General features: G+C 46.3%; 21 protein-coding genes. 20 read left to right on the top strand and 1 reads right to left on the bottom strand.

The window, feature by feature from the left end; genetic code table 11:
- Window positions 1–26: 26 nt before the first annotated feature.
- Window positions 27–2,213 carry a YgiQ family radical SAM protein gene (locus Q3O60_RS03680; RefSeq protein ID WP_369812627.1) on the top strand — a complete coding sequence of 729 codons (2,187 nt, stop codon included), beginning with the start codon at window positions 27–29 and terminating at the stop codon, window positions 2,211–2,213.
- A 327-nt stretch (window positions 2,214–2,540) separates the two neighbouring features.
- The gene (locus tag Q3O60_RS03675; protein ID WP_305892555.1) at window positions 2,541–3,227 is read left to right on the top strand and encodes a hypothetical protein; all 687 of its coding nucleotides are present in this window, start codon (window positions 2,541–2,543) and stop codon (window positions 3,225–3,227) included.
- Window positions 3,228–3,236: 9 nt separating this feature from the next.
- On the opposite strand, the gene Q3O60_RS03670 is transcribed toward Q3O60_RS03675, so the two are convergent.
- Window positions 3,237–4,013, bottom strand: coding sequence for a substrate-binding periplasmic protein (locus Q3O60_RS03670; RefSeq protein ID WP_305892554.1), 777 nt, complete (start codon window positions 4,011–4,013; stop codon window positions 3,237–3,239).
- A 116-nt stretch (window positions 4,014–4,129) separates the two neighbouring features.
- Here Q3O60_RS03670 and Q3O60_RS03665 point away from each other — a divergent pair, with 116 nt between their 5' ends.
- The 18 genes from Q3O60_RS03665 to Q3O60_RS03580 all read left to right on the top strand — a co-directional run bounded on the left by Q3O60_RS03665 (window position 4,130) and on the right by Q3O60_RS03580 (window position 25,631).
- Complete coding sequence (locus tag Q3O60_RS03665; RefSeq protein ID WP_305892553.1) at window positions 4,130–4,915, top strand: SAM-dependent methyltransferase; 786 nt, start codon at window positions 4,130–4,132, stop codon at window positions 4,913–4,915.
- An 11-nt stretch (window positions 4,916–4,926) separates the two neighbouring features.
- A complete protein-coding gene (locus tag Q3O60_RS03660; RefSeq protein ID WP_305892552.1) occupies window positions 4,927–5,448 on the top strand; it encodes a GNAT family N-acetyltransferase in 522 nt (173 codons plus the stop codon).
- A 220-nt stretch (window positions 5,449–5,668) separates the two neighbouring features.
- Window positions 5,669–5,971 (top strand): hypothetical protein, encoded by a 303-nt coding sequence (locus Q3O60_RS03655; RefSeq protein WP_305892551.1) that lies wholly within the window; start codon window positions 5,669–5,671, stop codon window positions 5,969–5,971.
- A gap of 25 nt (window positions 5,972–5,996) precedes the next feature.
- Window positions 5,997–7,751, top strand: a complete 1,755-nt coding sequence (locus Q3O60_RS03650; RefSeq protein WP_305892550.1) for a GGDEF domain-containing protein — start codon at window positions 5,997–5,999, stop codon at window positions 7,749–7,751.
- 27 nt (window positions 7,752–7,778) lie between these two features.
- Window positions 7,779–8,816 carry a succinylglutamate desuccinylase gene (gene astE, locus Q3O60_RS03645; protein WP_305892549.1) on the top strand — a complete coding sequence of 346 codons (1,038 nt, stop codon included), beginning with the start codon at window positions 7,779–7,781 and terminating at the stop codon, window positions 8,814–8,816.
- A 414-nt stretch (window positions 8,817–9,230) separates the two neighbouring features.
- On the top strand, window positions 9,231–10,415 hold the full coding sequence (locus Q3O60_RS03640; protein ID WP_305892548.1) for a thiamine pyrophosphate-dependent dehydrogenase E1 component subunit alpha: 1,185 nt from the start codon (window positions 9,231–9,233) through the stop codon (window positions 10,413–10,415).
- A complete protein-coding gene (locus tag Q3O60_RS03635; protein WP_305892547.1) occupies window positions 10,415–11,392 on the top strand; it encodes an alpha-ketoacid dehydrogenase subunit beta in 978 nt (325 codons plus the stop codon). Before Q3O60_RS03640 ends, Q3O60_RS03635 begins: the two co-directional genes overlap by 1 nt.
- Before the next feature lie 9 nt (window positions 11,393–11,401).
- Complete coding sequence (locus tag Q3O60_RS03630) at window positions 11,402–12,997, top strand: dihydrolipoyllysine-residue acetyltransferase (RefSeq protein ID WP_305892546.1); 1,596 nt, start codon at window positions 11,402–11,404, stop codon at window positions 12,995–12,997.
- A gap of 279 nt (window positions 12,998–13,276) precedes the next feature.
- Window positions 13,277–13,759 (top strand): Tse2 family ADP-ribosyltransferase toxin, encoded by a 483-nt coding sequence (locus Q3O60_RS03625; RefSeq protein WP_305892545.1) that lies wholly within the window; start codon window positions 13,277–13,279, stop codon window positions 13,757–13,759.
- A 377-nt stretch (window positions 13,760–14,136) separates the two neighbouring features.
- Window positions 14,137–15,990: a protein kinase domain-containing protein gene (locus Q3O60_RS03620; protein WP_369812624.1), complete on the top strand. Its 1,854-nt coding sequence runs from the start codon at window positions 14,137–14,139 to the stop codon at window positions 15,988–15,990.
- Between the two features lie 113 nt (window positions 15,991–16,103).
- Window positions 16,104–16,568: a free L-methionine (R)-S-oxide reductase MsrC gene (gene msrC / locus Q3O60_RS03615; protein WP_305892544.1), complete on the top strand. Its 465-nt coding sequence runs from the start codon at window positions 16,104–16,106 to the stop codon at window positions 16,566–16,568.
- Window positions 16,565–16,879, top strand: a complete 315-nt coding sequence (locus Q3O60_RS03610) for a hypothetical protein (RefSeq protein ID WP_305892543.1) — start codon at window positions 16,565–16,567, stop codon at window positions 16,877–16,879. The genes msrC and Q3O60_RS03610 overlap by 4 nt, the downstream gene beginning before the upstream one ends.
- Before the next feature lie 6 nt (window positions 16,880–16,885).
- Window positions 16,886–17,605 (top strand): RNA chaperone ProQ, encoded by a 720-nt coding sequence (proQ, locus tag Q3O60_RS03605; protein WP_305892542.1) that lies wholly within the window; start codon window positions 16,886–16,888, stop codon window positions 17,603–17,605.
- Window positions 17,606–17,680: 75 nt separating this feature from the next.
- Entirely contained in the window at window positions 17,681–19,672 is a 1,992-nt protein-coding gene (gene prc / locus Q3O60_RS03600; RefSeq protein ID WP_440132261.1) for a carboxy terminal-processing peptidase, read from the top strand.
- Between the two features lie 81 nt (window positions 19,673–19,753).
- Window positions 19,754–21,160 (top strand): sodium-dependent transporter, encoded by a 1,407-nt coding sequence (locus tag Q3O60_RS03595; protein ID WP_305892540.1) that lies wholly within the window; start codon window positions 19,754–19,756, stop codon window positions 21,158–21,160.
- Window positions 21,161–21,168: 8 nt separating this feature from the next.
- Window positions 21,169–22,644, top strand: a complete 1,476-nt coding sequence (nhaC, locus tag Q3O60_RS03590; RefSeq protein ID WP_305892539.1) for a Na+/H+ antiporter NhaC — start codon at window positions 21,169–21,171, stop codon at window positions 22,642–22,644.
- A gap of 162 nt (window positions 22,645–22,806) precedes the next feature.
- Entirely contained in the window at window positions 22,807–25,401 is a 2,595-nt protein-coding gene (gene pepN / locus Q3O60_RS03585; protein WP_305892538.1) for an aminopeptidase N, read from the top strand.
- Between the two features lie 8 nt (window positions 25,402–25,409).
- Window positions 25,410–25,631 carry a DUF2835 family protein gene (locus Q3O60_RS03580; protein ID WP_305892537.1) on the top strand — a complete coding sequence of 74 codons (222 nt, stop codon included), beginning with the start codon at window positions 25,410–25,412 and terminating at the stop codon, window positions 25,629–25,631.
- Window positions 25,632–25,688: the final 57 nt, after the last annotated feature.

Below are 25,688 nucleotides of genomic sequence, written 5' to 3'. Positions count from 1 at the left end.
TCCGAACCAGAGCACCTGTTGCTCGTATGGCCCCTGAACGCGACTTGTTCTCGTACCCAAAATACTGGGCAGAGTGCTATGGCACGGCGCCATTTTTACCAATGTCACGTCAGGAAATGGAAGCGCTCGGTTGGGATAGCTGCGATATCATTCTGGTGGTGGGAGATGCGTACGTTGACCATCCAAGCTTTGGTATGGCCGTGGTGGGGCGAATGTTGGAGCAGCAAGGCTTTCGGGTCGGTATTATTGCGCAACCGGACTGGCACAGCAAAGATGCGTTTATGCGCCTTGGCAAGCCGAATCTTTTTTATGGCGTATCTGCCGGTAACATGGACTCGATGATCAACCGCTATACCGCCGATAAAAAGCTACGGCATGATGATGCCTATACCGCTGGCGATATTGGCGGGAAGCGGCCAGACCGAGCTGTGTTGGTGTACTCGCAGCGTTGCAAAGAAGCCTACAAAGATGTCCCGGTAGTGATTGGTGGCATCGAGGCCAGCCTGCGGCGGATTGCGCATTATGATTACTGGTCGGAAAAAGTTCGCCGCTCGGTGCTGTTTGATGCCAAAGCTGACATCCTGATTTATGGCAATGCTGAGCGTCCACTGATTGAGGTCGCTACTCGTATTGCTGCTGGTGAAAGCATCAGCACAATTCAGGATGTGCGTGGTACCGCGGTGATCCGCAAAGAGCCGCTGGTGGGCTGGCGTGGGGTCGATTCAACGGCGCTGGATAAAATTGGTAAGATTGATCCGGTGCCAAACCCTTATGGGGCAGATGATGTTGGCTGTAGCAGTTACTCTGAGTTTGCCAAGCAAGGCATTGATCTGAGCAAGCCGCAGGTGGAAGCCAAAGCGGTGGTGGTGCAACCGGCTAAGCAAAAGCCCTGGGAGCTAACCTACGTTAAGCTGCCAGCGTTTGAGCAAGTCAGCGTGAATAAGCCGCTGTATGCGCATGCATCCCGAATTTTGCACCAGGAAACCAACCCCGGTTGTGCCCGTGCCATTATGCAGCGCCATGGTGATCGCCATATCTGGGTCAACCCGCCAGCTTTTCCATTGAGTACCGAAGAGATGGATTTGGTGTTTGGCTTGCCCTATCAACGGGTGCCTCACCCTGTTTATGGTAAAGAAAAAATCCCTGCTTACGAGATGATCAAAACATCGGTCAATATCATGCGTGGTTGCTTCGGTGGCTGCAGCTTCTGCTCTATCACCGAGCACGAAGGCCGTGTTATTCAAAGCCGATCGAAAGCCTCAATCTTGCAAGAAGTGGAGCAAATTCGCGATAAAGTACCTGGCTTTACCGGGGTGATTTCTGATCTGGGTGGGCCAACGGCCAACATGTACAAGTTGCGTTGCAAGAACCCTCGCGCTGAGCAAACCTGTCGTCGCCCATCTTGTGTGTACCCGACTATTTGTGAACACATGGATACCGATCAAAGCCCAACGGTTGAATTGTATCGCGAAGCTCGCTCCTTACCGGGCATTAAAAAGGTGTTGGTCGCCTCAGGTGTTCGTTATGATTTAGCGGTAGAAGATCCGAATTACGTCAAAGAGTTGGTGCAGCATCATGTTGGTGGTTATCTGAAGATTGCACCGGAACATACCGAAGAGGGTCCTTTATCCAAAATGATGAAACCCGGTATGGGCGCGTATGATAAATTTAAGGCCATGTTTGAACAGTACAGTAAAGAAGCGGGCAAAGAGCAGTACCTGATCCCGTATTTTATATCTGCCCATCCAGGCACGACTGACTTGGATATGATTAACCTGGCGCTGTGGTTGAAAGAGCGTGATTTTAAGCTGGACCAGGTGCAAAACTTTTATCCCAGCCCTATGGCGAATGCCACAACGATTTACCACACCGGTATGAATTCGCTGAAAAACATCCACAAAGATACAATGGATGATGTGGCGGTGCCAAAAGGCGAGCGTCAGCGTCGTTTGCACAAGGCGTTACTGCGCTACCATGATTCGAAAGGCTGGCCACAAATTCGTGAAGCGTTACGTCAACATGGCATGGAGCACCTTATTGGCCGTGGCAAAGATTGCTTAGTGCCAGCTGAAAGCCGTGATGAATTGCGCAAACCATCGCGTCATCGTAACCAAAGCAAGGGGCAGCCTGCGCTAACACGTCATACCGGGCTTGATCCGGCTGCCAAATCAACCCGATCTAATCGTTCCAAAGTGCGTAAGCTCAAAGCCTGAGTGGTGATGAGCGTGCGTACGATATGGTTCATACCCGATTAAGCTACCTTGGTTATACTCGCTAATATCATACAAATACAGTGTAGCTACCCATCTACAATGAGTGAGCTACATTGCACTTTGTTTCGTATACAAAACAGCGGTAGCGGTTGATTACACGCATCAAAAGCTGATCGGGTAAGGTAGGATATGTTCACTTCTGTCTGGCGTTCTATCGGAAGAGTGTCAATAGTTATAGTTTTATCAGGTATTGTTATACCAAATCTTCAAGCTGACCCTCGTCCGGTTCTGACATGGGCCGTTAATGACGCGCCGCCATTTCATATTGTGTCTGGTAAATATCAGGGGCAGGGTATTTGTGACGCCTTGATCCGAAGTGTCAGCTCACAATTGACCGGGTATCGCCATGAACTGATAGAGTTACCACAGGCGAGAATCGGCTTGCTGTTGGATAGAGCTGAACCGATGTGTTTCCCTTGCATGATCCATAAACCAGAAGGCGAGAGCCGAGCCTTATATAGCGAACCTACGCATCACTATAAATCCCACGGTATTATTACCACGAGTGAAAAAGCCCGGCTGTTAAGACAGCGCTATGGCAACAATGTATCACTATCCGAACTGTTTATGGATAGCCACTGGCGATTTGGTCACCCGGCAGGTCGTCGCTTTGGCATGCTTCAGCCTTTAATTGAACAAGCTGAACAGCACAGCAGGCACAGCTTTGCCCTATCGGGTGATCAAGGTCCTATGGCAGTGATGGCCATGGTAGCTGCTGATCGACTCGACTTTACCATTGATTACGCTATGGTGCTGCATTACTACAATGTACATCACCAAACCCAACTTGAGTTGCTGCCTATTTTAGAGCTTGATCAACAGAAAGTGGCTGGGGCTATTGGTTGCACCAATAATGAGTGGGGGCAGCAGGTCACCGATGCGATTAATGTGGTGTTGCCTCAGGTGAAAAGAGACCCTGACTTTAACCAGGCATTGCAGCTCTGGATGCAATAAAGGTGGCTGCTACTTCAAATACTGTTCATACAGTTGTTGGTAGCGACCGCTGGATTTGAGCTGCTCTAAACCTTTAGCAAATACCTGTGCCAATTCAGCATCGCGAAAGGCTGCCTTGGTGTATTGACGCTGAGGAAAGAGCGGATGAAAGCGCACTTCTGCAGTAGTATCCATCGTATGAGACAATAAGCGTCGATACCAACTAAATATCGCACGATCCACAATCACAACCTCGGTACGTCCAAGCCAAAACATTGCATTTTGATTGTACTGGCTGAGTTCCTGATAGCCTTGGTTCGGATGGTTATCGGTACCATACAAATGATGGAATACCTGCCCGAGTGGAGTATCAGGCTGACTGGCGCCTTGCCACGACACTACCGAGTAGTTCCGCAAATCTGCAATTTGTTCCAGCTGCGCTTTGCTCGAAACTTTACTTACCGCAATGTTTTGGTAGTAACTAAACTCCTCCACGTAATGGAGCTCAGGTAAAAACTCGGTACCTATTCCAGCGGCTACATCCAAATCTGAGAAGTTAACTAAAGCGCGATTTAGTTGATGAAAAGGCAGTACGACAAACTCAATGACATAACCGGAGCCTGCCATGGCTTCCCGGAAAATATCCACCTCAAGCCCGGATATCTGCTGATCATTTGATACCACAAAAGGAGGTTTGTCTGCGCCTAACGCAACCAAAAGCATACCTTTTTCAGCAGGTGGATCAGCTAAGAGATTACAGCACACGGCAATAAGTAATGAAACACAAAGCTTGGTAGTCGACTTCATACACCACCCAAATCATAGCGTCAGGCACGAGTATGGCATGATTTTTTGGATTTAGCATCTAACTGGATCCATTATAAAAATAGGGTATGCTACATGTAAAAATAACAGGAGTAATGATGAAGCAAGGTAGCTTAGTTTGTGTCGGCACTGGTATGACGTTGGGTTCACATATCAGCCCATTGAGCCGAAGTTATATCGAGCAAGCCGATGTGGTGTTTGTGTTGGTTGCCGATGGCATTACCGAACAGTGGATTGAAGGCATGAATACTGATGTGCGCAGTTTGCAGCCATTTTATTGTGAAGGGCAATCACGGATGATCACCTATCGGCAGATGGTGGCCACCATGCTGGAGCAAGTGCGGGCCGGGAAAAAGGTAGTGGGTGCCTTTTATGGCCACCCTGGGGTGTTTGCCTGGGTGCCACATAAAGTCATCGCTACAGCCCGCGAAGAGGGCTATACCGCCCATATGGAGCCAGGCATTTCGGCTGAAGATTGTTTAATTGCCGATTTGGGGATTGATCCAGGCACATACGGCTGCCAGCATTACGAAACCAGTCAATTGATGTTTTATAAACGCGTACTGGATCCGTCGGCTTACCTGATTTTATGGCAAGTAGGCATAGCTGGTGATCGCTCGCTGACTAAATTCAGCACGGGGGCGGCTTATCGTGAGTTGTTGGTGTCGATGTTGGCTGACTACTACCCCAATGATCATGAAGTTATTTTATACGAAGCGATTTGTTTGCCTATTCAAAAAGCGCGAATAGAGCGGTTACCTTTGCATGCTTTGCCGCAAGCAACGATGGATTTAAAAACGACATTGGTAATACCACCTTGTCGTGACATGGAGCCGAATCATGCCATGCTGGCTAAGCTAAAGATGCTGACAGAGCAAAATTAACAGAGGCTGGTATGTCAGAACAGGCTTTTATTGCTACGGCAAGTGATTTTGTGTTTGAAACCAGTCAGCTACGATGTCGGCTGTTATCAAACAAAGATCAAACACTTTATCTGAGTTTGTACAGCACGGATGAGATCATGCGCTTTATCACCGAGCCGCTTACAGAAACAGCAGCTGAGCGGAGCTTTCAGTTTGCTTTGCGCTGCGCAGAGCAGCGACCACTTCGGCGATTATTTTTAGTGGTCGAGAGCAAAAACAAAGGTGTCGCATTGGGCGTTGTAGGGATCAGTTCACTGGATTGGCAGCAACAGAGTGTTGAATATGGCCTAATGCTAACTAAAACAGGGCAAGGTAAGGGCTATGCGCCGGAAGTAACAAAAGCCTGTCTCGCTCACCTGACACAGACTATTGGCATGAAACGGGTCTGGGTTGATATCTCAGAGCAGAACAAAGCCGCGCTCAAAGTGGCACGAATGGTTGGCTTTACGCCAAGTCGACTGGACAAGCGCATCTATGAGTACAGTTCGATTTGAATGATTTACAACCTGAATTGATATTTTACCTTTACCGAATTTATTACCAGAAAGTGCATTATGAAAGTAATTAAGTTGGCGATTAGGATGTCTAAAAGATAGTGTTACTGTGCTCTTACTGCATTTAGTGGTTGCTATTGAAGTTGCTTTAGCGATAATGAAACTGTTTATATCCTTGAACTCATTGCTACAAATATATAAAAATACAAAGGAGCATTTGATGCATGACGTGATTAGATTATTAGAAAAACTTGGTAATGATGCTAGTTATAGCTTTATTGCTAAAAGCTTAATGCAAACTGAAATTGCAGCTGATAGTGAGTTATATTTGGCTTTACAGAAGGCTGATGTAGCTAAACTAGAGTCTCTGATTGGTGTGAGAAACAATGTTGTGTGTGCCATATTTGCACCTGAAGAAGAACCTGAAAAAGTACCTGAAGAACAGCCAGAAGATGAACCTCAACCAGAGCAAGAGCCTATTGAAGAAAAGTCATACATAGCAACAGTTAATCGTGTTGCTTGATGAGTAATTGATGGTTATTCGAGCCATGTTTTTAAGGTTGATGCAATTCTGTTTGCTATTGACACTGTGCACTGTGCAACTGGTTCACTCAAGTGAGCAAACCTTGTGGTTGAAGCTTGAGCAGCTTGATGATTTACGAGCGACTCATGGAGCTCAATTTACGGAACAGTTGCCGTTACTTGAATCTGAGTTGGCAATCGCGACACGCGATGAGCAGAATTACTTTAGGTTGCTTGAGGCGTATCGTCACGGTTTAACAGGCGATTTAACAGAGGCTTATCTCACCGTAAAGCCTCTAATATCACCTACAACTGAGGAAAACCTGCGTTTAAGAGCAACGGCAATGGCAACCAATGTATTGGTGCTATCGCAACAGTATTTAGAAGCTTTTCATTATTTGAATGAGCTGACCACTCAACTCAATGACACGCACGCCCCGAAAACAATAGAGCAAGCTTCTGCAGTTATTGCCTTAACACTGATTCAGTTATCAAAATTTGATGATGCTACGTTTTACATTGATACTTTACAGCAACAAGCAGAGTCAGGAAAAGCGCTGTGTCATGCCAGCTATCTAAATGTTGAAGTATTAGCTGGTAAAAAGTTATGGCGTGAACTTGAAGAGAAAGCCTGGCAAGCAGCAGAGTATTGCGCTGATTTCGGTGAAAACCTTTACAGCTTGCTAATATTGAACAAATTCCATGAAATGCTGATTGAAACGGAGCGTTATGAGGAATCGGTAAGCTTTTACCAAGAACAGTACGAAAACTACCAATCTACTCGCTACTCAGCTCTTATTGCATTCACCAAAGCTCTTGCTGCAAACGCTTATATTTCTCTGGGCGAATTTAGCACTGCTCATGAACTGATTCAAAAAGCAGAAGCTTTAATCAATATTGATGAAACGAATCAAGCAAGCCAGTTAATTTATCAGGTAAAGTATTTATTAGCTGAGGCCGAGAATAATTATCAACTTGCACTTGCCGCATATAAAGAGTTCAGTCGAAGACAGTCTGATTTCCGAGATGATGCTTCGGCCAGAGAGCAGGCATTTCATCTGGCGAGAGCGCAAGTCACTGCTAAAAACAGGCAGATTGAGTTGTTGAATAAAGACAATCTGCTTTTGCATTTACAGCAAGAGGTGCTTAGCAAAGAAGCGCAAAATGCCCGTTTGTTGATCGGTCTTTTTTTGGTGTTATTTTTAGCAGCCGGTGTTTTGGCATACCGCGGCCTGACAGGGCGACATCGCTTTAAGCACTTAGCTGAGTTTGATGCCCTAACCGGGATCAGCAACCGCTATCATTTCAATCAACTGGCGGAACAATCACTCAGCACATGCAAGCAAAAAAATATAACGATGGGTGTGGTAATGTTCGACCTTGATCACTTCAAGCAGATTAACGATCAGTTTGGCCATGCTGTAGGAGATTGGGTGTTACAGCAGGTGGTTAATAGCTGCCGTAACTTTATGCGTTTAGATGATGTGTTTGGCCGTTTGGGCGGTGAAGAGTTTGCCATTTTGTTGCCTGGCTGCCATGCCGATAAAGCATTGATGCTGGCAGAAATATGCCGTGATGCCATTGAAGACATTGATACCTCTGCCAGTGGCCATGAGTTCTTATTAACTGCAAGTTTTGGTGTGACTTCGAGCGATAGCTCAGGTTATGATTTAAAACAACTGTTAGCCGACGCTGATGCCGCGATGTATCATGCTAAGAAACAAGGTCGGAATCAGGTTCATTTCTTTAGTGGCCGTGAGGCCGTCAATCCTTCCGCTTAGATTTTTTTCGATTAAGGAGTAGCTGGCATGCCGCAGCAGTGGGTACCTAACCATGATTTTCTCAGTCTGACACGACAAAACCCAAACGGGTTAGCACCAAGCCAGTTTCAGTTAGAGAATGGTACTGAGGTACAAATTTGGGATACCGGCGTGATCTGCTTTACGCCAGAGGGTGTGCAAGACAAAGATATTGTGTTGTCTTGTGGTGTACATGGCAATGAAACAGCGCCAATAGAGCTTTGTGCTGAGTTGGTCAGCGATGTGTTGCAGCAAAAACTTGTGCTAAAGCAGCGAACCTTGGTGTTGTTCGGCAATCCATGGGCGATTAATGCTGGTAAACGGGAGGTAGAGGAGAACCTGAACCGGTTGTTTTCTGGGCATCACAGCAAAGGAGCGGGATTAATCAATGCAGAGCGTAAACGAGCTCTTGCTCTGGAGAAATACGTCACTCGTTTCTATCAGCAGGCACCAGTAGGGACGCGTAAACGTTACTTGTATGACTTGCATACTGCTATCCGTGGTTCCCGCTTTGAAAAATTTGCCGTGTATCCATACCTGCATGAGCGTAAATGGCAGCAAAATCAATTTGAGTTTTTATTGGCTTGCGGCGTAAGTACGGTATTGTTGATGCAAACTGCGGCCTCTACTTTTAGTTATTATGCGTCACACCAGCATGGTGCTGATGCTTTTACGGTTGAGCTGGGCAAGGTGCGTCCTTTTGGTGAAAATAATATGAGCCGCTTCACTGAAGTAAGGCAAAGTCTACGCGCTTTGGTCGCCGATGAAGCCCTGGCGGTAAAACCCTTTGTGGAAAGCGATTTTCATTTGTACGAAGTGTACCGCTCTATCAATAAGCAAACGCAGGATTTTAAACTGCACTTTGCAAATGATGTCGAAAATTTCACGACCTATCCGGTGGGCACTTTATTGGCTACCGATGGCGATACGGAATATCGGGTAGAAAAGGAAGGCGAGGCGCTGATCTTCCCAAATGCTAAGGTAGCCATAGGCCAGCGTGCCATGTTGATGGTGGTTCCACGTTCCGTAAAAGGTCAGTTGGAATAGCCACTTCGAACTAACACCAATATCAAACTGTAGGGGCGCATGATTGCGCCCAAAATCCAAATCAAATTGTAGGGGCGCATGATTGCGCCTTTTTTAATATGTTTTGTTTACAGGGGCGCAATTAAACGGCCCTACGCGAACTCAGGTCTCAGTACACCAAAACTGACAGCTGTACAGTTTTCAGCGCTGAAAAGGCAGTGACTAGTGTTGCAATGCAGTTTACGTAAAGGTAAAGTTGGCACCGAGAATAACTACTCATAACAATAATAATAGCTGATCCAGCTCATAGAAGCCGGACAAAATGGGGAAGAGCGGTCTAGAGTGACTATACTTTGGCCAGCTTTGCATGTTCAACCTTGAGGTCTGGTTGCCGCTTACGTCAACCAGCCACAAGTAACAACCAAGAGAAACCCTATGACCAACCCAAACAACGCCACCAATACGTCGGTGCATTCTGCAGAATTCATCAGTGGCCACGCGTTAAGCATTCCTACCCTGCGTGTTCTAAAAGATGACGGCACCCTGTACGATGGGGCGACTGCGCCTGAGCTAGACAAAGCCACCGCACTAAAAATGTACGATACCATGGTTTTCACCCGGGTGCTGGACGAGCGGATGCTGGCGGCACAGCGTCAGGGACGTATTAGTTTTTATATGCAATGCCTCGGCGAAGAAGCTGCCATTATTGGCAGTGCCGGTGCGCTGGATGATGAAGATATGATCATGGCACAGTATCGTGAGCAAGGCGCTTTACGCTACCGGGGCTTTACCTTGGAACAGTTTATGAATCAGCTGTTTTCCAATGAGAAAGACTTGGGTAAGGGCCGACAGATGCCAGTGCATTATGGCAGCAAGGCATTGCATTACATGACAGTATCGTCACCACTGGGTACGCAAATCCCTCAAGCCAGTGGCTATGCCTATGCGCAGAAGCTGCGTGGCAAAGACAACCTGACACTGTGTTATTTTGGTGAAGGCGCCGCCTCCGAAGGTGATTTCCACGCTGGTTTGAATATGGCTGCTGTGCACAAAGCACCGGTTTTGTTCTTCTGCCGTAACAACGGCTATGCGATTTCTACGCCCGCTAACGAGCAATTTCTTGGTGATGGTATTGCTTGTCGTGGTGTCGGATACGGTATCAAAGCCATTCGGGTGGATGGTGCAGATATCTTGGCTGTGTACCAAGCGACCAAGATGGCACGTGAGCAAGCACTGGCCGAAAAAGAGCCGATCTTAATTGAGTCAATGGCCTATCGATTAGGTGCTCATTCTTCCTCAGATGACCCAAGTGGTTATCGCTCGAAAGAAGAAGAAGAGCTATGGCGTAAAAATGATCCTATCAGCCGTTTTCGGTTATGGCTTATTAACCAAGGCTGGCTGGATGATGCTTCTGATACGGAACAAACCACGGCTTTACGTCAAGAAATCCTTGATGCGCTGAAAGTGGCAGAAAAAGTAGCCAAACCGGGGATTGAACACATGATTTCCGATGTCTATGCCGAGCCAACTGAGTTATTGCAGCAACAACTAAAAGAATTGAAAGCGCATATTAAGAAGTACCCGGATGCCTATCCGGTGACTGCGGGGAGAATTGACTGATGGCAAAGATGAATATGTTGCAAGCCATTAATAATGCGCTTGATCTGGCCATGGAAAAAGACGATGGCGTGGTGTGTTTTGGCGAAGATGTTGGCCACTTTGGTGGTGTGTTTCGTGCGACCAGTAAGTTGCAGGAAAAGTATGGCAAAGCACGTTGCTTTAATACGCCGCTGACCGAGCAGGGCATTGCTGGCTTTGCCAATGGTATGGCAGCACAAGGTATGAAGCCTGTGGCGGAAATTCAGTTTGCCGATTACATTTTCCCGGCCTTTGACCAAATCGTCAATGAAAGCGCTAAGTTTCGCTATCGTTCTGGCGATGAATTCAATGTAGGTGGTCTGGTATTTCGTACCCCTTACGGCGGTGGTATTGCCGGTGGCCATTACCACAGCCAGTCACCTGAAGCTTATTTTGCCCACACACCGGGTTTAAAGGTCGTAGTGCCACGCGATCCTTATCAAGCGAAAGGCTTATTACTGGCCTCGATTAACAGCCCTGATCCAGTCATATTCTTTGAGCCTAAGCGTTTGTATCGAGCCTCGGTTGGCGAAGTGCCAGAGGAGTATTACGAGTTACCGATTGGTAAAGCCGAAGTGGTTCAGGAAGGTACTGATTTGACGTTGCTGGCGTGGGGCGCACAGATGGAAATCGTGCAAAAAGCGGCGGATATGGCGGAGAAAGATGGTATTTCCTGCGAAATTATCGATTTACGCAGTATTTTGCCGTGGGATGTTGAAACTGTGGCGCAATCCGTATTAAAAACGGGTCGCTTAGTCATTAATCACGAAGCGCCGTTAACCGGTGGTTTTGCAGGTGAAGTCGCGGCGACTATTCAACAGCGCTGTTTCTTGCATCTGGAAAGCCCAATAGAGCGCGTTTGTGGTCTGGATGTCCCTTACCCATTGGCGCTAGAAAAAGAATACATCGCCGATCATCTGAAAACCTATGAAGCCATTGTGCGCTCCATCAACTTTTAAGAGGGCAGTATGAAAACAGATTTTATTCTGCCAGACATTGGCGAAGGCATTGTGGAATGTGAAGTGGTCGAATGGCTGGTCGCTGAAGGCGATACCATCAAAGAAGACCAGCCTGTCTGCGATGTCATGACCGATAAAGCCTTGGTACAAATTCCTGCCGTTCACGATGGCGTGGTTAGTAAGCTGTATTATCAAAAAGGGGATATCGCCATTGTGCATAAACCCTTATTTGAAATGGAGCTGGTAGATGACGGCCAGTCAGCTGAGAAAGACAGCAGCGCTGCTAACCAAGTGACAGCTCTTGCCGCTGACTCTTCAGCAGAGGGCTCAGCAGCGACACAGCATGAAGACTTTATTCTGCCGGATATTGGTGAAGGTATTGTTGAATGCGAAATCGTCGACTGGTTAGTCGCTGAAGGCGATATGATTGAAGAAGATCAGCCAGTTTGTGATGTGATGACCGATAAAGCGCTGGTTCAAATTCCGGCTAAATACTCTGGTCAGGTCAGTAAGCTGTATTATGGCAAAGGCGACATTGCTAAGGTACATCAGCCACTGTTTGCTATGCAAATCGCAGGCACGGCTCCTGCTGGCGCAGGCGAAAGCAACAGCAAGCAGTCAGCACCAGCAGTAAATGCCAGCAGTTTATCGGGCAAAGCCGACAGCAATACTGTAGCCGCGCGGCCGGGTAAAGCCGTCGCCAGCCCTGCAGTGCGCCGTTTGGCTCGTGAGCTGGATGTGGATATTAGTAAAGTATCCGGTTCTGGTGATAAAGGGCGGGTATTTAAAGATGATGTACGCGCTTTTGCCGATGGCCATACTAGTACGAAAGCTTCCAGTGATAGCCGCTCAACAACAACTAGCACTGCTGCTCAGCCTTCACGTATTCAGGCATCTGCAGACGATAGAGTCGAGCCGATTAAAGGCGTAAAAGCCGCGATGGCACGGCAGATGATGGATTCGGTCAGCAGCATTCCGCACTTTACTTACTGCGATGAAATTGACCTGACTGAGCTGACTGCGTTGCGTAATCAGCTGAAAGATCAGTATCGTGAGCAAGGGGTAAAGCTGACCATGATGCCTTTCTTTATGAAAGCACTATCAATGGCTATCCGCGAGTTCCCGATCTTAAACAGCCAGCCCAACGCTGATTGCAGCGAACTGACTTACAAAGCGTCGCACAACATCGGTGTTGCTGTGGATTCGAAAGTAGGCTTATTGGTGCCGAACATTAAGCACTGCGAGCAAAAGTCGATTGTCGATATTGCTAAAGAGCTGACTGAACTCACCGATAAGGCCAGAGCAGGGCGGGTTAGCCCTGATCAGCTGAAAGGCGGGACTATTAGCATCTCCAACATTGGTGCTATTGGTGGAACAGTTGCTACGCCTATCATCAACAAGCCAGAAGTGGCCATTGTCGCGCTGGGCAAAGTACAAGTCTTGCCGCGCTTTAATGCTAAGGGTGAGGTAGAAGCCCGCCAACTGATGCAAATTAGCTGGTCTGGTGATCACCGCGTCATCGATGGCGGTACCATCGCCCGTTTCTGCAATCTATGGAAACAGTACCTGGAGCAGCCAGCTTCCATGCTAGTGGCAATGAAGTAGAGGTAGCTTCATCCTTGGCAACAACATTTAAAACCCATGCTTCGGCATGGGTTTTTCGTTATATTTACTGCACATATTCTCATGTCTTTTATATTCCGTTATAGATGATTAACTCCAGGTATTTTAGTTGTATTTTTATTGGTTATTTTTGTTTGTATAATGTTGATTATTGGTGTTTAAATATGTAGTGTTAAGTTTGTATTGGATGTGATGGTGTCAACCTGAATCCATTAGGCTTGCCAGATACTTCAAGGCATACATCAATTATGAAGGTGTTATATGATTACATTAGAAGAAATAATTATCTCTAGAGGCGATTTAGAGAAAATTTATCGTTCTGATATAGATTTAACTTTATGGAGAGCGGTTAATCGGGCGGAGAGTGAGAAGGTAATAAACCCATTATACCCTGATTTAGAAGAAAGAATACTTCCAAATGGCCGAGTCAGGCTTGCAGATGTCACTACTTTCGTCAAGAATGGAATCACTCATGTAAAGTCAGAAGAAAGTCGCGGTACTTCTTTATCTGATATTGATGGTTTATTCGGGCATAAAAATTGGGAATATGTGGTCATCCCTGCAGGTACCATTGTTCCTAAGGAGCTAGTGATCACAAAAGATCATTACATCCCAAAAAAAGAGTCTTGGCATTACTCAATTTCTCCAAATTTTGATATGCCGGTCAGTAAGTTTTTGCAAGCGTTAGATAAGTTAGCGCTTAATGCAAACATCAACATCAAGGTATCTTATGCAAAGTCTTGATATTCGCACGATAGCCGTTTGCATCCAAGCTTTAGAAGATGCAATACGATACTATGAATTGCTCTCTCAGTCAGATACTACAGATAATGATGACTATGAGGAGTGCAAATATATGTATGAAATAGAGTTAAGCCGATTATGTGAGCTGTACACACAAGCTGAAATACGTGGTGAAGCTCCCACGCCACTTAGCAAGCTGCTTAAACTACGGCAATAAAAGTGTAATTACAGGTACAGGTAAGCTAGTGTATTTCGTATATAGTACTGTGGCGACAAAAGATGTAAATACGCTTCAAGCAAATCAAGGTGACTCGGTTTATTGATACGCTGCACCATTAGGCCAGTTTCGGCTGTGTTCGGGCTTAGCAGAGTAAGCTATGATGTACAAACACCAACTTAGAAACTTTTACATTCCAGAAGAGCAGTCGTTTTACCTGCTGAATGCCAATGATGCCCGCAAGTTAAGAGAATGGGTGGCTTTATGTATCTCTGAGTTGGAAAAGCTGGGCTATCAGCAGATAGAATTGATAGGTAAGGGCGCTTATGGTTTTGCTTTTGCAGGCGTCAGCTTGCAGGGTGAGCAATGCGTTTTTAAGTTTTCGCGCATTACCCTGCCAGTTCATATTCAGGAGAGGCTGGCCGATGAAGCCTTTATGTTGTCGCAAGTGCAACACCCAGCGATACCGCGTTATATCACCTATCAGTTGATTAAAAAACAAGGCATCCTGATGATGGGGCGTGCCAGGGGTATGGATCTGGAGCAATACAGCTTAAAGCATGGCCGCTTATCAGCGCGCTTGCTGGTAAAGCTGGCAGCGCAACTGGCTGAGCTCCTTAAAGTGCTACGGCAACATCGTAAAGATGGCGTGCGGGCTCCTATTGTGCATGGTGATATTAAGCCCTCTAACCTGGTGTTTGATGCAGAGGCAGAGCAGATAAGCCTGGTCGATTGGGGATCGTCGGTATTCGCTCAGACCGATGAACAGGGGCAGTTTATCAGCAACGATGTCATGGGGTTGATGTCGGCCGATTTACAACACTCCAATGGCCGATTGGGTGATGTCTACTTTATTGGTCCTGAACAGCGCTCAGGCCAATTATCCAACCCACGCTTTGATGAACAAGGGGTCGCTAGTACCTTGTATGCGTTGGCCTCTGGTCAGTCGTGTCGCTTTGGCTACAAAGCAATCCCAGCTCGTAGCCTTGGTTTACCTCAGGAATTTGCCACCATGTTGGATAGCTTACTGGCAGACGATACGGTGTTACGACAGCAAGCCGGCGATTATTTTTTGCAGCATATGCCACGTTTACAGCGCTTGGTGTTACCAGAGCTATCGCTTTTGGATGACAACGCCTTATTACCGGTGTGGGTCAGTCCGGTGCGGCATGACCTGGATACCGTAGTGTATTCATCGCGCAAATCGTTTCTGCGTGAACACAGTATTGAAGATGGTATTAGTTACATCGATGATGCGCAGCTAGAGCGCTACTATAAAAACTATCTGGATGGTATGGGGGATACGGAAAAAGCCTTCATTGCAGCCGTTAGCCGTTTGGCTCGTTATCCGGTAGTGGGGGGGCTGGCTATTCACTGGCAGCCAAAAGGGGTGTACATCGACTCCAGCTTAAATCTTTACGACGACAGCCTAACACGTTCATTTGCCGTAGCAGTGAATAATGTAGTGCAGCTGGCGCAGGCCATTGGTCGGGTGGGGATCTTCAAGGCATGCTTATTCAATGCCCGCAACACCATCCATATCAGCCGGGAACATATCTCTGAGCCGTTTATACCACCGAAAGAGGCTGAAATACCGTATCGCATTGCACCAGTGCTTAGTAGCGATGCTTCGAGTAAACAGCACTCGTATTTTGAAGATGGCAAAGATCCAGATGAACAGCTGATCTTGCCAGATAGTATTATGGACGATATTGCTCGGTTAAATCAGATCCGGCACACCGGTTGTTTGATTTTTGAGGTCACCCCCTTGTACATGAAGATCCACAGCTACTACCGTTTACTGGATGTGACCGCTGAAGCTGAATTTAGTACCTTGTTAGCAAATATACTGCGCAAAGTACCGCAAATCAGTGGTGAGGGAGTCGGTGGCTTTATGAAACTGCCGCACAAGGATACACGTTTTTTTGAACATCAACCCATGCAAGCCAGCTGCTATTATCCGGCCAACCCAATGCTTTGGCTGCAGCATAATGAGGGGATTGGTGATTTTTAGAGCGAAACAAAGCCAGTAAAGGGCTTAAGACAGTGAATAGTGCTAATAAAAGGTTTAATTTTGCCTTTAAACCGAGTAATGTTAGGCCTTTAACAGGTCGTAGTATTGAGATCATGATTACAGCGCAAACTGAGCTCTATCAACAATTGCAGCAGCAAGCGGCTGCATTGTTAGACAATGAAACCGATATGATTGCCAATATGGCCAATCTGAGTGCATTAATTTTTAACACTTTACCACAACTTAACTGGGCTGGATTTTATATTATGCGCTCAGGTGAGCTGGTACTAGGTCCCTTTCAGGGGCAGGTAGCTTGTGTTCGTATTCCTGTTGGTAAAGGTGTCTGTGGCACTGCGGTATCAACTGGAAAGACCCAGCGAATTGCTGATGTGCATGCCTTTCCGGGGCATATCGCTTGTGATGCTGCCAGCGAGTCTGAAATTGTTATTCCGGTGCATCAAGGCCGGAATATCATTGCGGTACTGGATATCGATAGCCCGGTTTTGAATCGCTTTGATGCAGACGATCAGCTGCAGTTGGAACGGTTGGTTCAACTATTTGAGCAAACCTTATTATGAAAGCCTTACTAGAGGTTCGTGATTATTTATTTTCTCCTCATGATGTGGGTGATTGGGAGGGGGAGGAAGAACAGGTTGCTGATCAGCTCAATGCCATCTATCATGCCGTCTGGCCACTGTTCCCAGACGATACACCAACCAGTGACGTGGAGTCTCTGCTCAGTTTGCTATGGCAGCAACTGGCAAATGATAGTCTTATACTTGAAGCAAGCGAAGATGAGCTGATTGATTGGGCCATCGCCTATATAGAGAATCAACTGGCAGCAGAACCAGATCCTGCTGATCAGTTTGATGAGGATAATGAAGAGTAATTTTGCATGACAACCCCCAATAGTGAATTAAACGAACAAGCAGTAACTAAAAAACCTTCCAGCGTGAAAGATGTCATTGCTTTGCTAGCTGAGCATTATCCCAACTGTTTTTCGGTTCAAGGCCCGGCAAAACCATTGAAAATTGGTATTTTTCAGGATCTTGCTGCTACTGTGACTGAAGACAGTGTTTTCAGCAAAACTCAGTTGCGCCAAGCTTTACGAGTCTATACATCCAGCTGGCGCTATCTTGAATCGATTAAAGTTGATGCTGCCCGGGTAGATGTCAATGGTGTTGAGGTTGAGAAAATTGATCAACAACAAGCTGATCATGCTGCTGAAACCTTAGCTGAGAGCAAAGCCAAAGCAGCAGAACTGCGTAAAGAGCGGGCCCGAGCCGCTCATGCTGAGAAAAAAGCGGCTGCTGCAAGCCCTGCTTCTACTAAAAAGCCAGTGAACAAAAAGCCTTCTGGGCGCTCTAACGACCAAGCGGCTAAACCAAAAGTAAACCAAACGCGCCCTGCTAAGGTAAAAAGTAATGGGCCGAAGCAGCAAGCGTTAACTCCTTTGGCTGATGATGGCTTTGCCGTTGGTGGTAAAGTGCAAGTTCGATTAGGGCAAGCACCCATGTTTGCTACTATTATAGAAGTTGCCCGCAATGAGGTCACTGTCCAGTTAAACTCTGGTATGGTGATTAAAACCAGCCGGGACAGCTTATTTCAGTCCTGAACGTCTGGCTAGACGCGGGCCGGATTACTAATTGAGAGAATTATGAGATTATCTTTTGCTTTCTTTTTTGTGTTAATGCTTTGCTCGTTGCCATTGATCGCTGATGAGCGTGCCGATGAAGACAAGAGTTTGCCGGTGCTTGCACAGGAGTCTCAGCATGCCACAGCAAGTAAACGGATCTCTGCTTTATTTGCACGCCAACATTATGCGCCGGTTCAGCTTGATGAGGCTTTTTCAAATCGGGTGTATGAGCGACTACTGAAAAGCTTAGATTTTAACCGTACGATTTTGCTGCAAAGTGATGTTGACGCTTTTGATGTGAACCGCACTAAGTTTGCTGATGCTCTGAACAAAGGCAATTTATCTTTTGCCTTTGATATGTTTAATCAAAGTATGCAGCGCCGTTATGATCGTTTTGGTTATGCGCTACGAGTACTGGAACAAGACTTCGACTTTGACGAAGATGAATTGTATTTCTATGACCGTGAAGATGCCGACTGGGCGCAGAGTGAAGAAGAACTGGATCAGTTATGGCAGCAACGGGTGAAATTTGATGCATTGAATCTTAAGTTAACGGGTAAAACCGTTGAGGAAGCAAAAGAATTACTTGAGCGTCGTTACAGCAGCGCACAAAAACGCTTACTGCAGACCAACAACGAAGATGTGTTTCAGTTGATCATGAATGCTTATGCTCGCAGCATTGAAGCCCATACTTCTTACTTATCTCCTCGTAATGCCGATCGTTTTCAGCAAGAAATGAATTTATCTCTGGAAGGGATAGGTGCGGTGCTGCGGGCCGAAGATGACTATACGGTGATACAAAGTCTTGTCCCGGGGGGACCAGCCGATTTAACACAAGAGTTGAAACCGAAAGATCGTATTGTTGGTGTAGCTCAGGATGATGAAGAATTTGTTGACGTGATTGGCTGGCGCTTAGATGACGTGGTTGAGCTAATCAAAGGTCCAAAAGGCAGCACCGTTCGTTTGCAGGTGATGAGTGGTAGTTCAGTCATTGCTGGGCCTACCGATGTTGTCTCTATTGTACGGGATAAAATCAGGTTGGAAGATCGTGCAGCGAAGGCTGAGGTATTTGAACCGCTATTAACGACATTGGATAAACGCATCGGTGTGATCACTATTCCTGGTTTTTACAACAATCTGGCGGATGACGTAAAAAAAGAGCTGGTTAAAATGAAAGAGGCAGAGGTTGAAGCCATAATTATTGACTTGCGTGGTAATGGTGGTGGGTCGTTGCAAGAAGCAACGTTGCTGACTGGACTCTTTATTGAGCGTGGACCTGTGGTGCAAATCCGAGAAGGCTCTGGTCGTATTTCTGTCAGTCAGGACAGAGACGGCGTAAGCTACTACGATGGCCCCTTGACGGTCTTGGTCGACCGCTTTAGTGCATCGGCTTCGGAAATATTTGCTGCCGCAATGCAAGATTACGGACGTGCGCTAGTGGTTGGTGAGCAAACCTTCGGTAAAGGAACCGTTCAGCAGCATCGTGGCTTGGGCCGTATTTATGATATGTTTGATAATGATTTAGGCAGTGTGCAATACACCATTGCCAAGTTTTATCGTATCGATGGTGGCAGTACGCAGCATCGTGGTGTGATCCCGGATATTACTTTTCCATCCGCAATTGACCCTGAAGACTGGGGCGAAAGTCAGGAAGAAAATGCCCTGCCATGGGATTCGATCCCCGCAGCATCCTATCAACGTCTTGCTGTGATGGAACCCTATCTAGAGCGGTTGCATCAGCAGCATCAGCAGCGGATTGCTAATAATCCTGAGTTCCAGTATTTGCTGGCTGATATCGCTGAGTTTCAACAGCAACGTGAAGAAAAGTCGGTTTCATTGGTGAAGTCTGTCCGTTTACAAGAACGTGAGGAGCGCCAACAGCGCCAATTGGAACGCATCAATAGTCGCTTGGCTTTACTTGGCAAAGAGCCGATAGAAGATGCGGATGATGCTCCTGATGTGCTGAATGATTTGGATCCTCTGTTGGAAGAAACTGCATTAATCACCTTAGATTACTTGCAGGTAGGACGATACGCTAAACAATAAAAAAGCGTATTTTACTGGCGGCCTTAGCCGCCAGTTTTGTATGATAATAACGATAAAAAATAATAATGATAAGGTTGGTCTATGTTGGGAGCACGTGAGTCAATTCATGGCCAGTGGTCCAGTCGTTATGCGTTTATTCTTGCTGCGACCGGAGCTGCTGTTGGCCTGGGAAACATCTGGAAATTTCCTTACATCATGGGAGAGAACGGGGGAGGAGCCTTTGTTCTGGTCTATCTGCTTTGCATTGTATTGATTGGTATTCCCGTCATGATGTCCGAAGTACTGATTGGCCGTCGTGGACGTCAGAGTCCTGGTTTGTCGGTGAAAACACTTGCTCAGGAAGCAAATGCCAGTACTCGTTGGCAAATTGCTGGCTGGAGTGGTTTGGTTGCCAGTTACCTGATCCTATCTTTTTATGCCGTCGTTGCTGGTTGGGCTTTGGCTTATGTCTTTAAAACCGCTCGTGGTGATTTTAGTGATGTTTCGGCGGATGCTATTGGTGCGCAATTTGGTGCTCACCTTGCCGATCCCTGGCTATTAATGACGTGGTCTGCTGTTATTCTGTTCGTCACTGTCTTTGTCGTGGCAAAAGGGGTTCATAAAGGGCTGGAAAAAGCCGTCAACTTCCTAATGCCGTCGCTGTTTGTCTTATTGGCTATTATGGCAATTTACTCCGGCATGAATGGTGCTTTTGGTGAAGCTGCTGAGTTTATGTTTAAACCAGATTTTTCCAAATTAACCATTAATGGTGTGTTATTGGCTCTGGGACATGCCTTTTTTACGCTAAGTTTGGCTTCTGGTGCCATGATTATCTATGGTGCTTATTTGCCTGCTAATGTATCCATTGCTAAAACATCCATGTTGATTGCACTGGTGGATACGTGCGTAGCTATCGTCGCTGGTTTGGCTATTTATCCGTTGGTGTTCCAATACGGCTTAACGCCATCAGAAGGGCCAGGGCTAATTTTTGTTACCTTACCTATAGCCTTTGGCTCGATGCCATTCGGTACCCTATTTGGCACTTTATTTTTCGTGATGTTGGTGTTTGCTGCGTTTACGTCAGCGATTGCGATGATTGAGTCAACTGTAGCCTGGCTGGTTGAGAGAAAAGGGCTGAGCCGTTTGATGGCGACAGTTACTACTGGTGGTTCACTATGGTTGGTTGGCTTGCTGACGGTCTTTTCGTTCTCAGGTGCTGGTTGGGCAACATTCACTATTACGATCTTTGGGAAAACGCTGAGTAGTTATTTTGAAGTGGTTGACTACTTGACGTCGGCCATTATGTTGCCACTTGGCGGCCTTGCTGTTGCTATTTTTGTTGGCTGGACCATGAAGCGCAAGGTAACTGTAGAGGAACTCAACACATCAGCCTTAGCGTATGGCATTTGGCGTTTTGCCATTCGCTGGTTTACGCCTATCGCTGTGGCGGTGGTTTTCCTGCACTTGATTGGTGTATTGGATGGGGTCGTTCGCTTCGTTAATCCTTAGGAATTATAATGAATAATAAAATAAAAGATCCTAGCTTTCTCGATGCACTGTTACCTATTGTAGTGCTGATATCTTTGCTGTCTTCATCGGTATACTTGTTTGGCGATGATTCATCCTATGGTCCGAATCAAATCGCCTTATTTATCGCTTCTGCTGTGGCTGTATTGATTGGTATTAAAAACGGTTATCGTTGGGCGGATATTGAAAAAGCCATGACCAAAGGCATTGCGCTATCGTTAGGCGCCGTACTGATCTTATTGGCGGTTGGGGCCTTGATAGGGACTTGGTTATTAGCTGGTACTGTGCCCACCTTAATTTACTATGGCATGCAGTTATTAAGCCCAAGCTGGTTTTATGCAGCTAGTTGTATTTTGTGTGGCATTGTTGCGATGAGTATTGGCAGCTCCTGGACTACTGCTGCAACTATTGGTGTTGCCTTGATTGGGGTAGCCGCAGGGCTTGGATTGTCTCCAGCCATTACGGCTGGCGCTATCATTTCTGGTGCTTATTTTGGCGATAAGATTTCACCGCTTAGCGAAACCACAAATCTGGCACCTGCGGTTGCTGGCGCTGAGTTATTTGCCCATATTAGGCACATGCTATGGACTACGGTTCCGAGCATTATTATTGCTATTATCTTGTTTACCTTAATTGGCTTAAATAGTTCGCCGAGTGCTGATGATGCCCACATTAATCTGATCAGTTCTACCCTACAGGAACACTTTGCTATTAGTTTTTGGACCTTAATTCCATTATTTGTTTTATTGGCAATGGCGATTAAAAAGATCCCGGCATTTCCTACTGTGTTTATTGGTGCCTTGTTAGGTGGTATTTGGGCGGTTCTTTTCCAACAAGAGCTGCTACGCAATTTGGTCGATGGCGATTTGAGTCATGCGCTAGGTAGCTTTAAGTTGATTTGGGCGACCTTGTTTGATGGTTTTGCCTTGGATACCGGCTCTGATGAGTTAAATAGTTTGCTTAGCGGTGGTGGTATGTCTAGCATGTTAAATACTGTCTGGCTGATTTTTGCTGCCATGATGTTTGGGGCCGTTATTGAGAAAATTGGTTTGTTGCGTAAGTTTGTGCAATCGATTTTAAAAGCAGCCCATAGCACCGGCTCGTTGATCACCAGTACCATTGCGACCTGTATTGCGACCAATATTTTGACGGCAGATCAATACATGGCTATCGTCATGCCAGGGCGGATGTACAAGGAGGAGTATGAGCGCCGTGGTTTAGCTCCGGTAAACTTGTCCAGAACGCTAGAAGATGGCGGTACTATTACTAGCCCTTTGATCCCGTGGAACACCTGCGGTGCTTATATGCATGGTGTGCTAAATGTAAATCCGCTGGATTATTTCGTCTACGCTTTCTTTAACTTGATTAACCCAGTTTTGGCGGTCATTTATGCCTATTGTGGCATCAAAATATTAAAGCTGACGCCGCCTGAAAGTGTGCAGCAAGAGTTGCATGTACGTCCATAACTAAAAGGGGCTGGGTGCACTTACTCAGCCTTTCCTCTACTTACCTTTTGTGGTTGTAAACAGACCGAATTTATTTTAGATAATCGTCGATTAGAATGACTTCGGTATATACTTTACTCAAGCCAGACACACAGTGAACAGTGACTTTTCAATGGAGCCTCTATGTCTTTGGAAGCTAGCAATCGTCAGGTGAAACGCCTGACGGATTACACCTCACCGGATTTTACCATTCTGACCACTAAACTTACGTTTGAGCTGGATACGCATCAGACCCGGGTCACGGCGCTGACCCGGTTTAAGCGATTAAACCCGGCCGCAACTGAGCTGGTTCTGGATGGCCAGCAGCTCAATTTAATTTCGTTGCATTGCAATGGGCAGCGAGTCACCGAGCAGGATTTTAAGGTATCGGATGATAAGCTTCGTTTGCAGGTGGCTGAAGACGAGTTCTTGCTACAGATCGTCACAGAAATTAGTCCACAGGATAATACAGCGCTGGAAGGTTTATACTTTGCGAATGGTAGTTACTGCACACAATGCGAAGCTGAAGGGTTTCGTCGTATAACCTATTACCTCGATCGCCCTGATGTGCTCGCTGTCTTTACCACCACCATCATCGCGGATGCAGAACAACTTCCTTACCTGCTGGCGAATGGCAACCAGATCGAATCCTTCATTAATTCAGATGGTAAACGGCAAGTGATTTGGCACGATCCCTTTCCGAAACCCAGTTATCTATTTGCTTTGGTCGCCGGTGATTTTGATCAGTTGTCTGATTCGTTTACCACCGTTAGTGGCAAAAGTGTGTCATTGGTTTTTTATGTTGAAAAAGGCAATGGGCATCGGGCAAGCTTTGCTCTTGAATCGTTAAAGCGTGCCATGCGCTGGGATGAGCAGCGTTTTGGTCTTGAGTATGATCTTGATATTTATATGGTGGTCGCTGTTGACTTCTTCAATATGGGAGCCATGGAGAATAAAGGGTTAAACGTATTTAACAGTAAGTATGTACTGGCCAATGATGAAACTGCTACCGACACTGATTACTTTAATATTGAATCGATCATTGGGCATGAGTACTTTCATAATTGGACCGGAAATAGGGTCACTTGTCGTGATTGGTTTCAGTTGAGTTTAAAGGAAGGCCTGACGGTATTTCGTGATCAGGAGTTTAGCCGTGATATGGGCTCGCCTACGGTGAATCGTATTCAGGCTGTGCAGGTGATAAGAACCGCACAATTCGCAGAGGATGCCAGCCCAATGGCCCATCCAATTCGCCCTGAGAAAGTAATGGAAATGAATAATTTTTATACCGTTACTGTATACGATAAAGGGGCTGAAGTGATCCGGATGCTGCATACCATGTTGGGTGAAGATGGCTTTCAGGCTGGTATGCGTTTGTATTTTCAGCGTCATGATGGGCAAGCGGTGACGTGCGATGATTTTGTGCAAGCTATGCAGGATGCTACCGAGACTGATTTAAGCCATTTTCGTTGTTGGTATCAGCAATCGGGTACCCCTGAACTTAGCATGACACGTGCCTATGATGCCTCGACCCGGCAACTTCGCGTCACACTCCAACAACAGACCGCGGCAACAGCAGATCAAGCCAAAAAGGTACCGCTCCTCTTACCTATTCGTTATCAATTACTAAGTAAAAAACGAACGCAAGCCTCGTCGGTTTTTATGATGACACAAGCCAGGCAGGAATTGCTGTTTGATCAGGCTGATGCCGATGATCTGCCGGTGTTGTTAGAAGACTTCTCTGCGCCGGTGAAGTTACGTCATGATTATCATCAGGACGAGCTACTACGTATTGCCCGCGAAGCGAGCAATGGCTTTGCCCGCTGGGATGCGCTGCAAGCTTATTGGCAACTGCAACTACGCCTTTACATCGCTGGACCAGATAGCTTTACGCTGCCAGCTGCGTTACTCGATCTGCTAGGAGAGTGGTTGCAACAACCGAGCGATGATTTGGCGCTCACTGCAGAGTTATTGAAGGTCCCTGACTACGCCAGTTTTTCAGAAACCTTCGCTCAGATCCCTGTAGACGATATTCTTACTGCCATCAGTAGTTTTAAGCAACAAATCTCTGCTGCACTTTACACTAAGTTGCTTACTTGCTACCAACAACATCATACCGATGCTAGTTCGTATACTGAAGTAAATGCATCAAAACGTGCTTTGAAGAATCAATGTTTGCAGTACTTGAGTTGGCACCATGAAGCGAGTCGAGCCTTATTGGAAGCGCAGTATCATTCAGCAGTTGGTATGACCGATCGGTTAGCGGTATTAAAGTGTACCCAACAAAGTCTGCATCCTCTGTTTGAACCCTTGATGCAGCAGTTTGAGCAGCAATGGCAGCACGATGTGTTGGTATTGGATAAATGGTTTAGTTTAAAAGCATCGCTGCCAACAAAAGCCGTGCTAGACACGATGGAAACACTTGTTCAACACCCTCGCTTCAGTTGGCAAAATCCGAATCGTGTACGGGCTGTATTTCATGCGTTTGCCATGCAAAATGCTGGGCAGTTTCATCGGATGGATGGAGCAGGTTATCAGCTCCTGACGGAGACGCTTATTAAGCTCGATGGAATCAATGCGCAAGTAGCGGCTCGCTTAGTCACGCCATTACTTTCTTGGCGTCGCTATGAGCCAAGACGTCAGTCCTTGATAAAACATGCATTGCAAATGCTTGCTGAGCAACCAAGTATTAGTGATGATCTGTATGAAAAAGTCAGCAAGGCTCTCGAGTCTGGATAAATTGTCGCATGCGCCAGTATCATTTTGTTATGCACCTATCGAAAGATGAGTGCCTGCAGTATTACCAAGGGCACTTTCGTAAACTGGTGGTGACTGCCGTGTCAGGGGAGCGGATCCAGATATCCGCAAAACACTTCCATCGCTTTATTCAACGAGATGGTATTCATGGCTTCTTTACATTGACTTTAGATAGCAATGGTAAACTGGTCAGATTAGTTAAAAATAGTTAGAGTGAATACTTAAAACGACAGATTAAAACAACACCTAATTCTTTGGGATGTATTCAG

Source organism: Alkalimonas collagenimarina (assembly GCF_030717845.1).
Taxonomy (GTDB): Bacteria; Pseudomonadota; Gammaproteobacteria; order Enterobacterales; family Alteromonadaceae; genus Alkalimonas; species Alkalimonas collagenimarina.
The sequence above is the reverse complement of the archived record's forward strand: the minus strand, read 5'-3'. Positions and strand labels throughout refer to the sequence as shown.

What these genes read in the sequence shown, in the direction of transcription:
- prc (WP_440132261.1), top strand. Translation starts at nt 17,681, where the DNA reads ATGCTTTGCTCGTTGCCATTGATCGCTGATGAGCGTGCCGATGAAGAC.
- Q3O60_RS03580 (WP_305892537.1), top strand. Translation starts at nt 25,410, where the DNA reads ATGCGCCAGTATCATTTTGTTATGCACCTATCGAAAGATGAGTGCCTG.
- Q3O60_RS03640 (WP_305892548.1), top strand. Translation starts at nt 9,231, where the DNA reads ATGACCAACCCAAACAACGCCACCAATACGTCGGTGCATTCTGCAGAA.
- pepN (WP_305892538.1), top strand. Translation starts at nt 22,807, where the DNA reads ATGTCTTTGGAAGCTAGCAATCGTCAGGTGAAACGCCTGACGGATTAC.
- Q3O60_RS03660 (WP_305892552.1), top strand. Translation starts at nt 4,927, where the DNA reads ATGTCAGAACAGGCTTTTATTGCTACGGCAAGTGATTTTGTGTTTGAA.
- Q3O60_RS03630 (WP_305892546.1), top strand. Translation starts at nt 11,402, where the DNA reads ATGAAAACAGATTTTATTCTGCCAGACATTGGCGAAGGCATTGTGGAA.
- Q3O60_RS03620 (WP_369812624.1), top strand. Translation starts at nt 14,137, where the DNA reads ATGATGTACAAACACCAACTTAGAAACTTTTACATTCCAGAAGAGCAG.
- nhaC (WP_305892539.1), top strand. Translation starts at nt 21,169, where the DNA reads ATGAATAATAAAATAAAAGATCCTAGCTTTCTCGATGCACTGTTACCT.
- msrC (WP_305892544.1), top strand. Translation starts at nt 16,104, where the DNA reads ATGATTACAGCGCAAACTGAGCTCTATCAACAATTGCAGCAGCAAGCG.
- Q3O60_RS03650 (WP_305892550.1), top strand. Translation starts at nt 5,997, where the DNA reads ATGTTTTTAAGGTTGATGCAATTCTGTTTGCTATTGACACTGTGCACT.
- astE (WP_305892549.1), top strand. Translation starts at nt 7,779, where the DNA reads ATGCCGCAGCAGTGGGTACCTAACCATGATTTTCTCAGTCTGACACGA.
- Q3O60_RS03625 (WP_305892545.1), top strand. Translation starts at nt 13,277, where the DNA reads ATGATTACATTAGAAGAAATAATTATCTCTAGAGGCGATTTAGAGAAA.
- Q3O60_RS03595 (WP_305892540.1), top strand. Translation starts at nt 19,754, where the DNA reads ATGTTGGGAGCACGTGAGTCAATTCATGGCCAGTGGTCCAGTCGTTAT.
- Q3O60_RS03610 (WP_305892543.1), top strand. Translation starts at nt 16,565, where the DNA reads ATGAAAGCCTTACTAGAGGTTCGTGATTATTTATTTTCTCCTCATGAT.
- proQ (WP_305892542.1), top strand. Translation starts at nt 16,886, where the DNA reads ATGACAACCCCCAATAGTGAATTAAACGAACAAGCAGTAACTAAAAAA.
- Q3O60_RS03680 (WP_369812627.1), top strand. Translation starts at nt 27, where the DNA reads ATGGCCCCTGAACGCGACTTGTTCTCGTACCCAAAATACTGGGCAGAG.
- Q3O60_RS03665 (WP_305892553.1), top strand. Translation starts at nt 4,130, where the DNA reads ATGAAGCAAGGTAGCTTAGTTTGTGTCGGCACTGGTATGACGTTGGGT.
- Q3O60_RS03655 (WP_305892551.1), top strand. Translation starts at nt 5,669, where the DNA reads ATGCATGACGTGATTAGATTATTAGAAAAACTTGGTAATGATGCTAGT.
- Q3O60_RS03635 (WP_305892547.1), top strand. Translation starts at nt 10,415, where the DNA reads ATGGCAAAGATGAATATGTTGCAAGCCATTAATAATGCGCTTGATCTG.
- Q3O60_RS03670 (WP_305892554.1), bottom strand. Translation starts at nt 4,013, where the DNA reads ATGAAGTCGACTACCAAGCTTTGTGTTTCATTACTTATTGCCGTGTGC.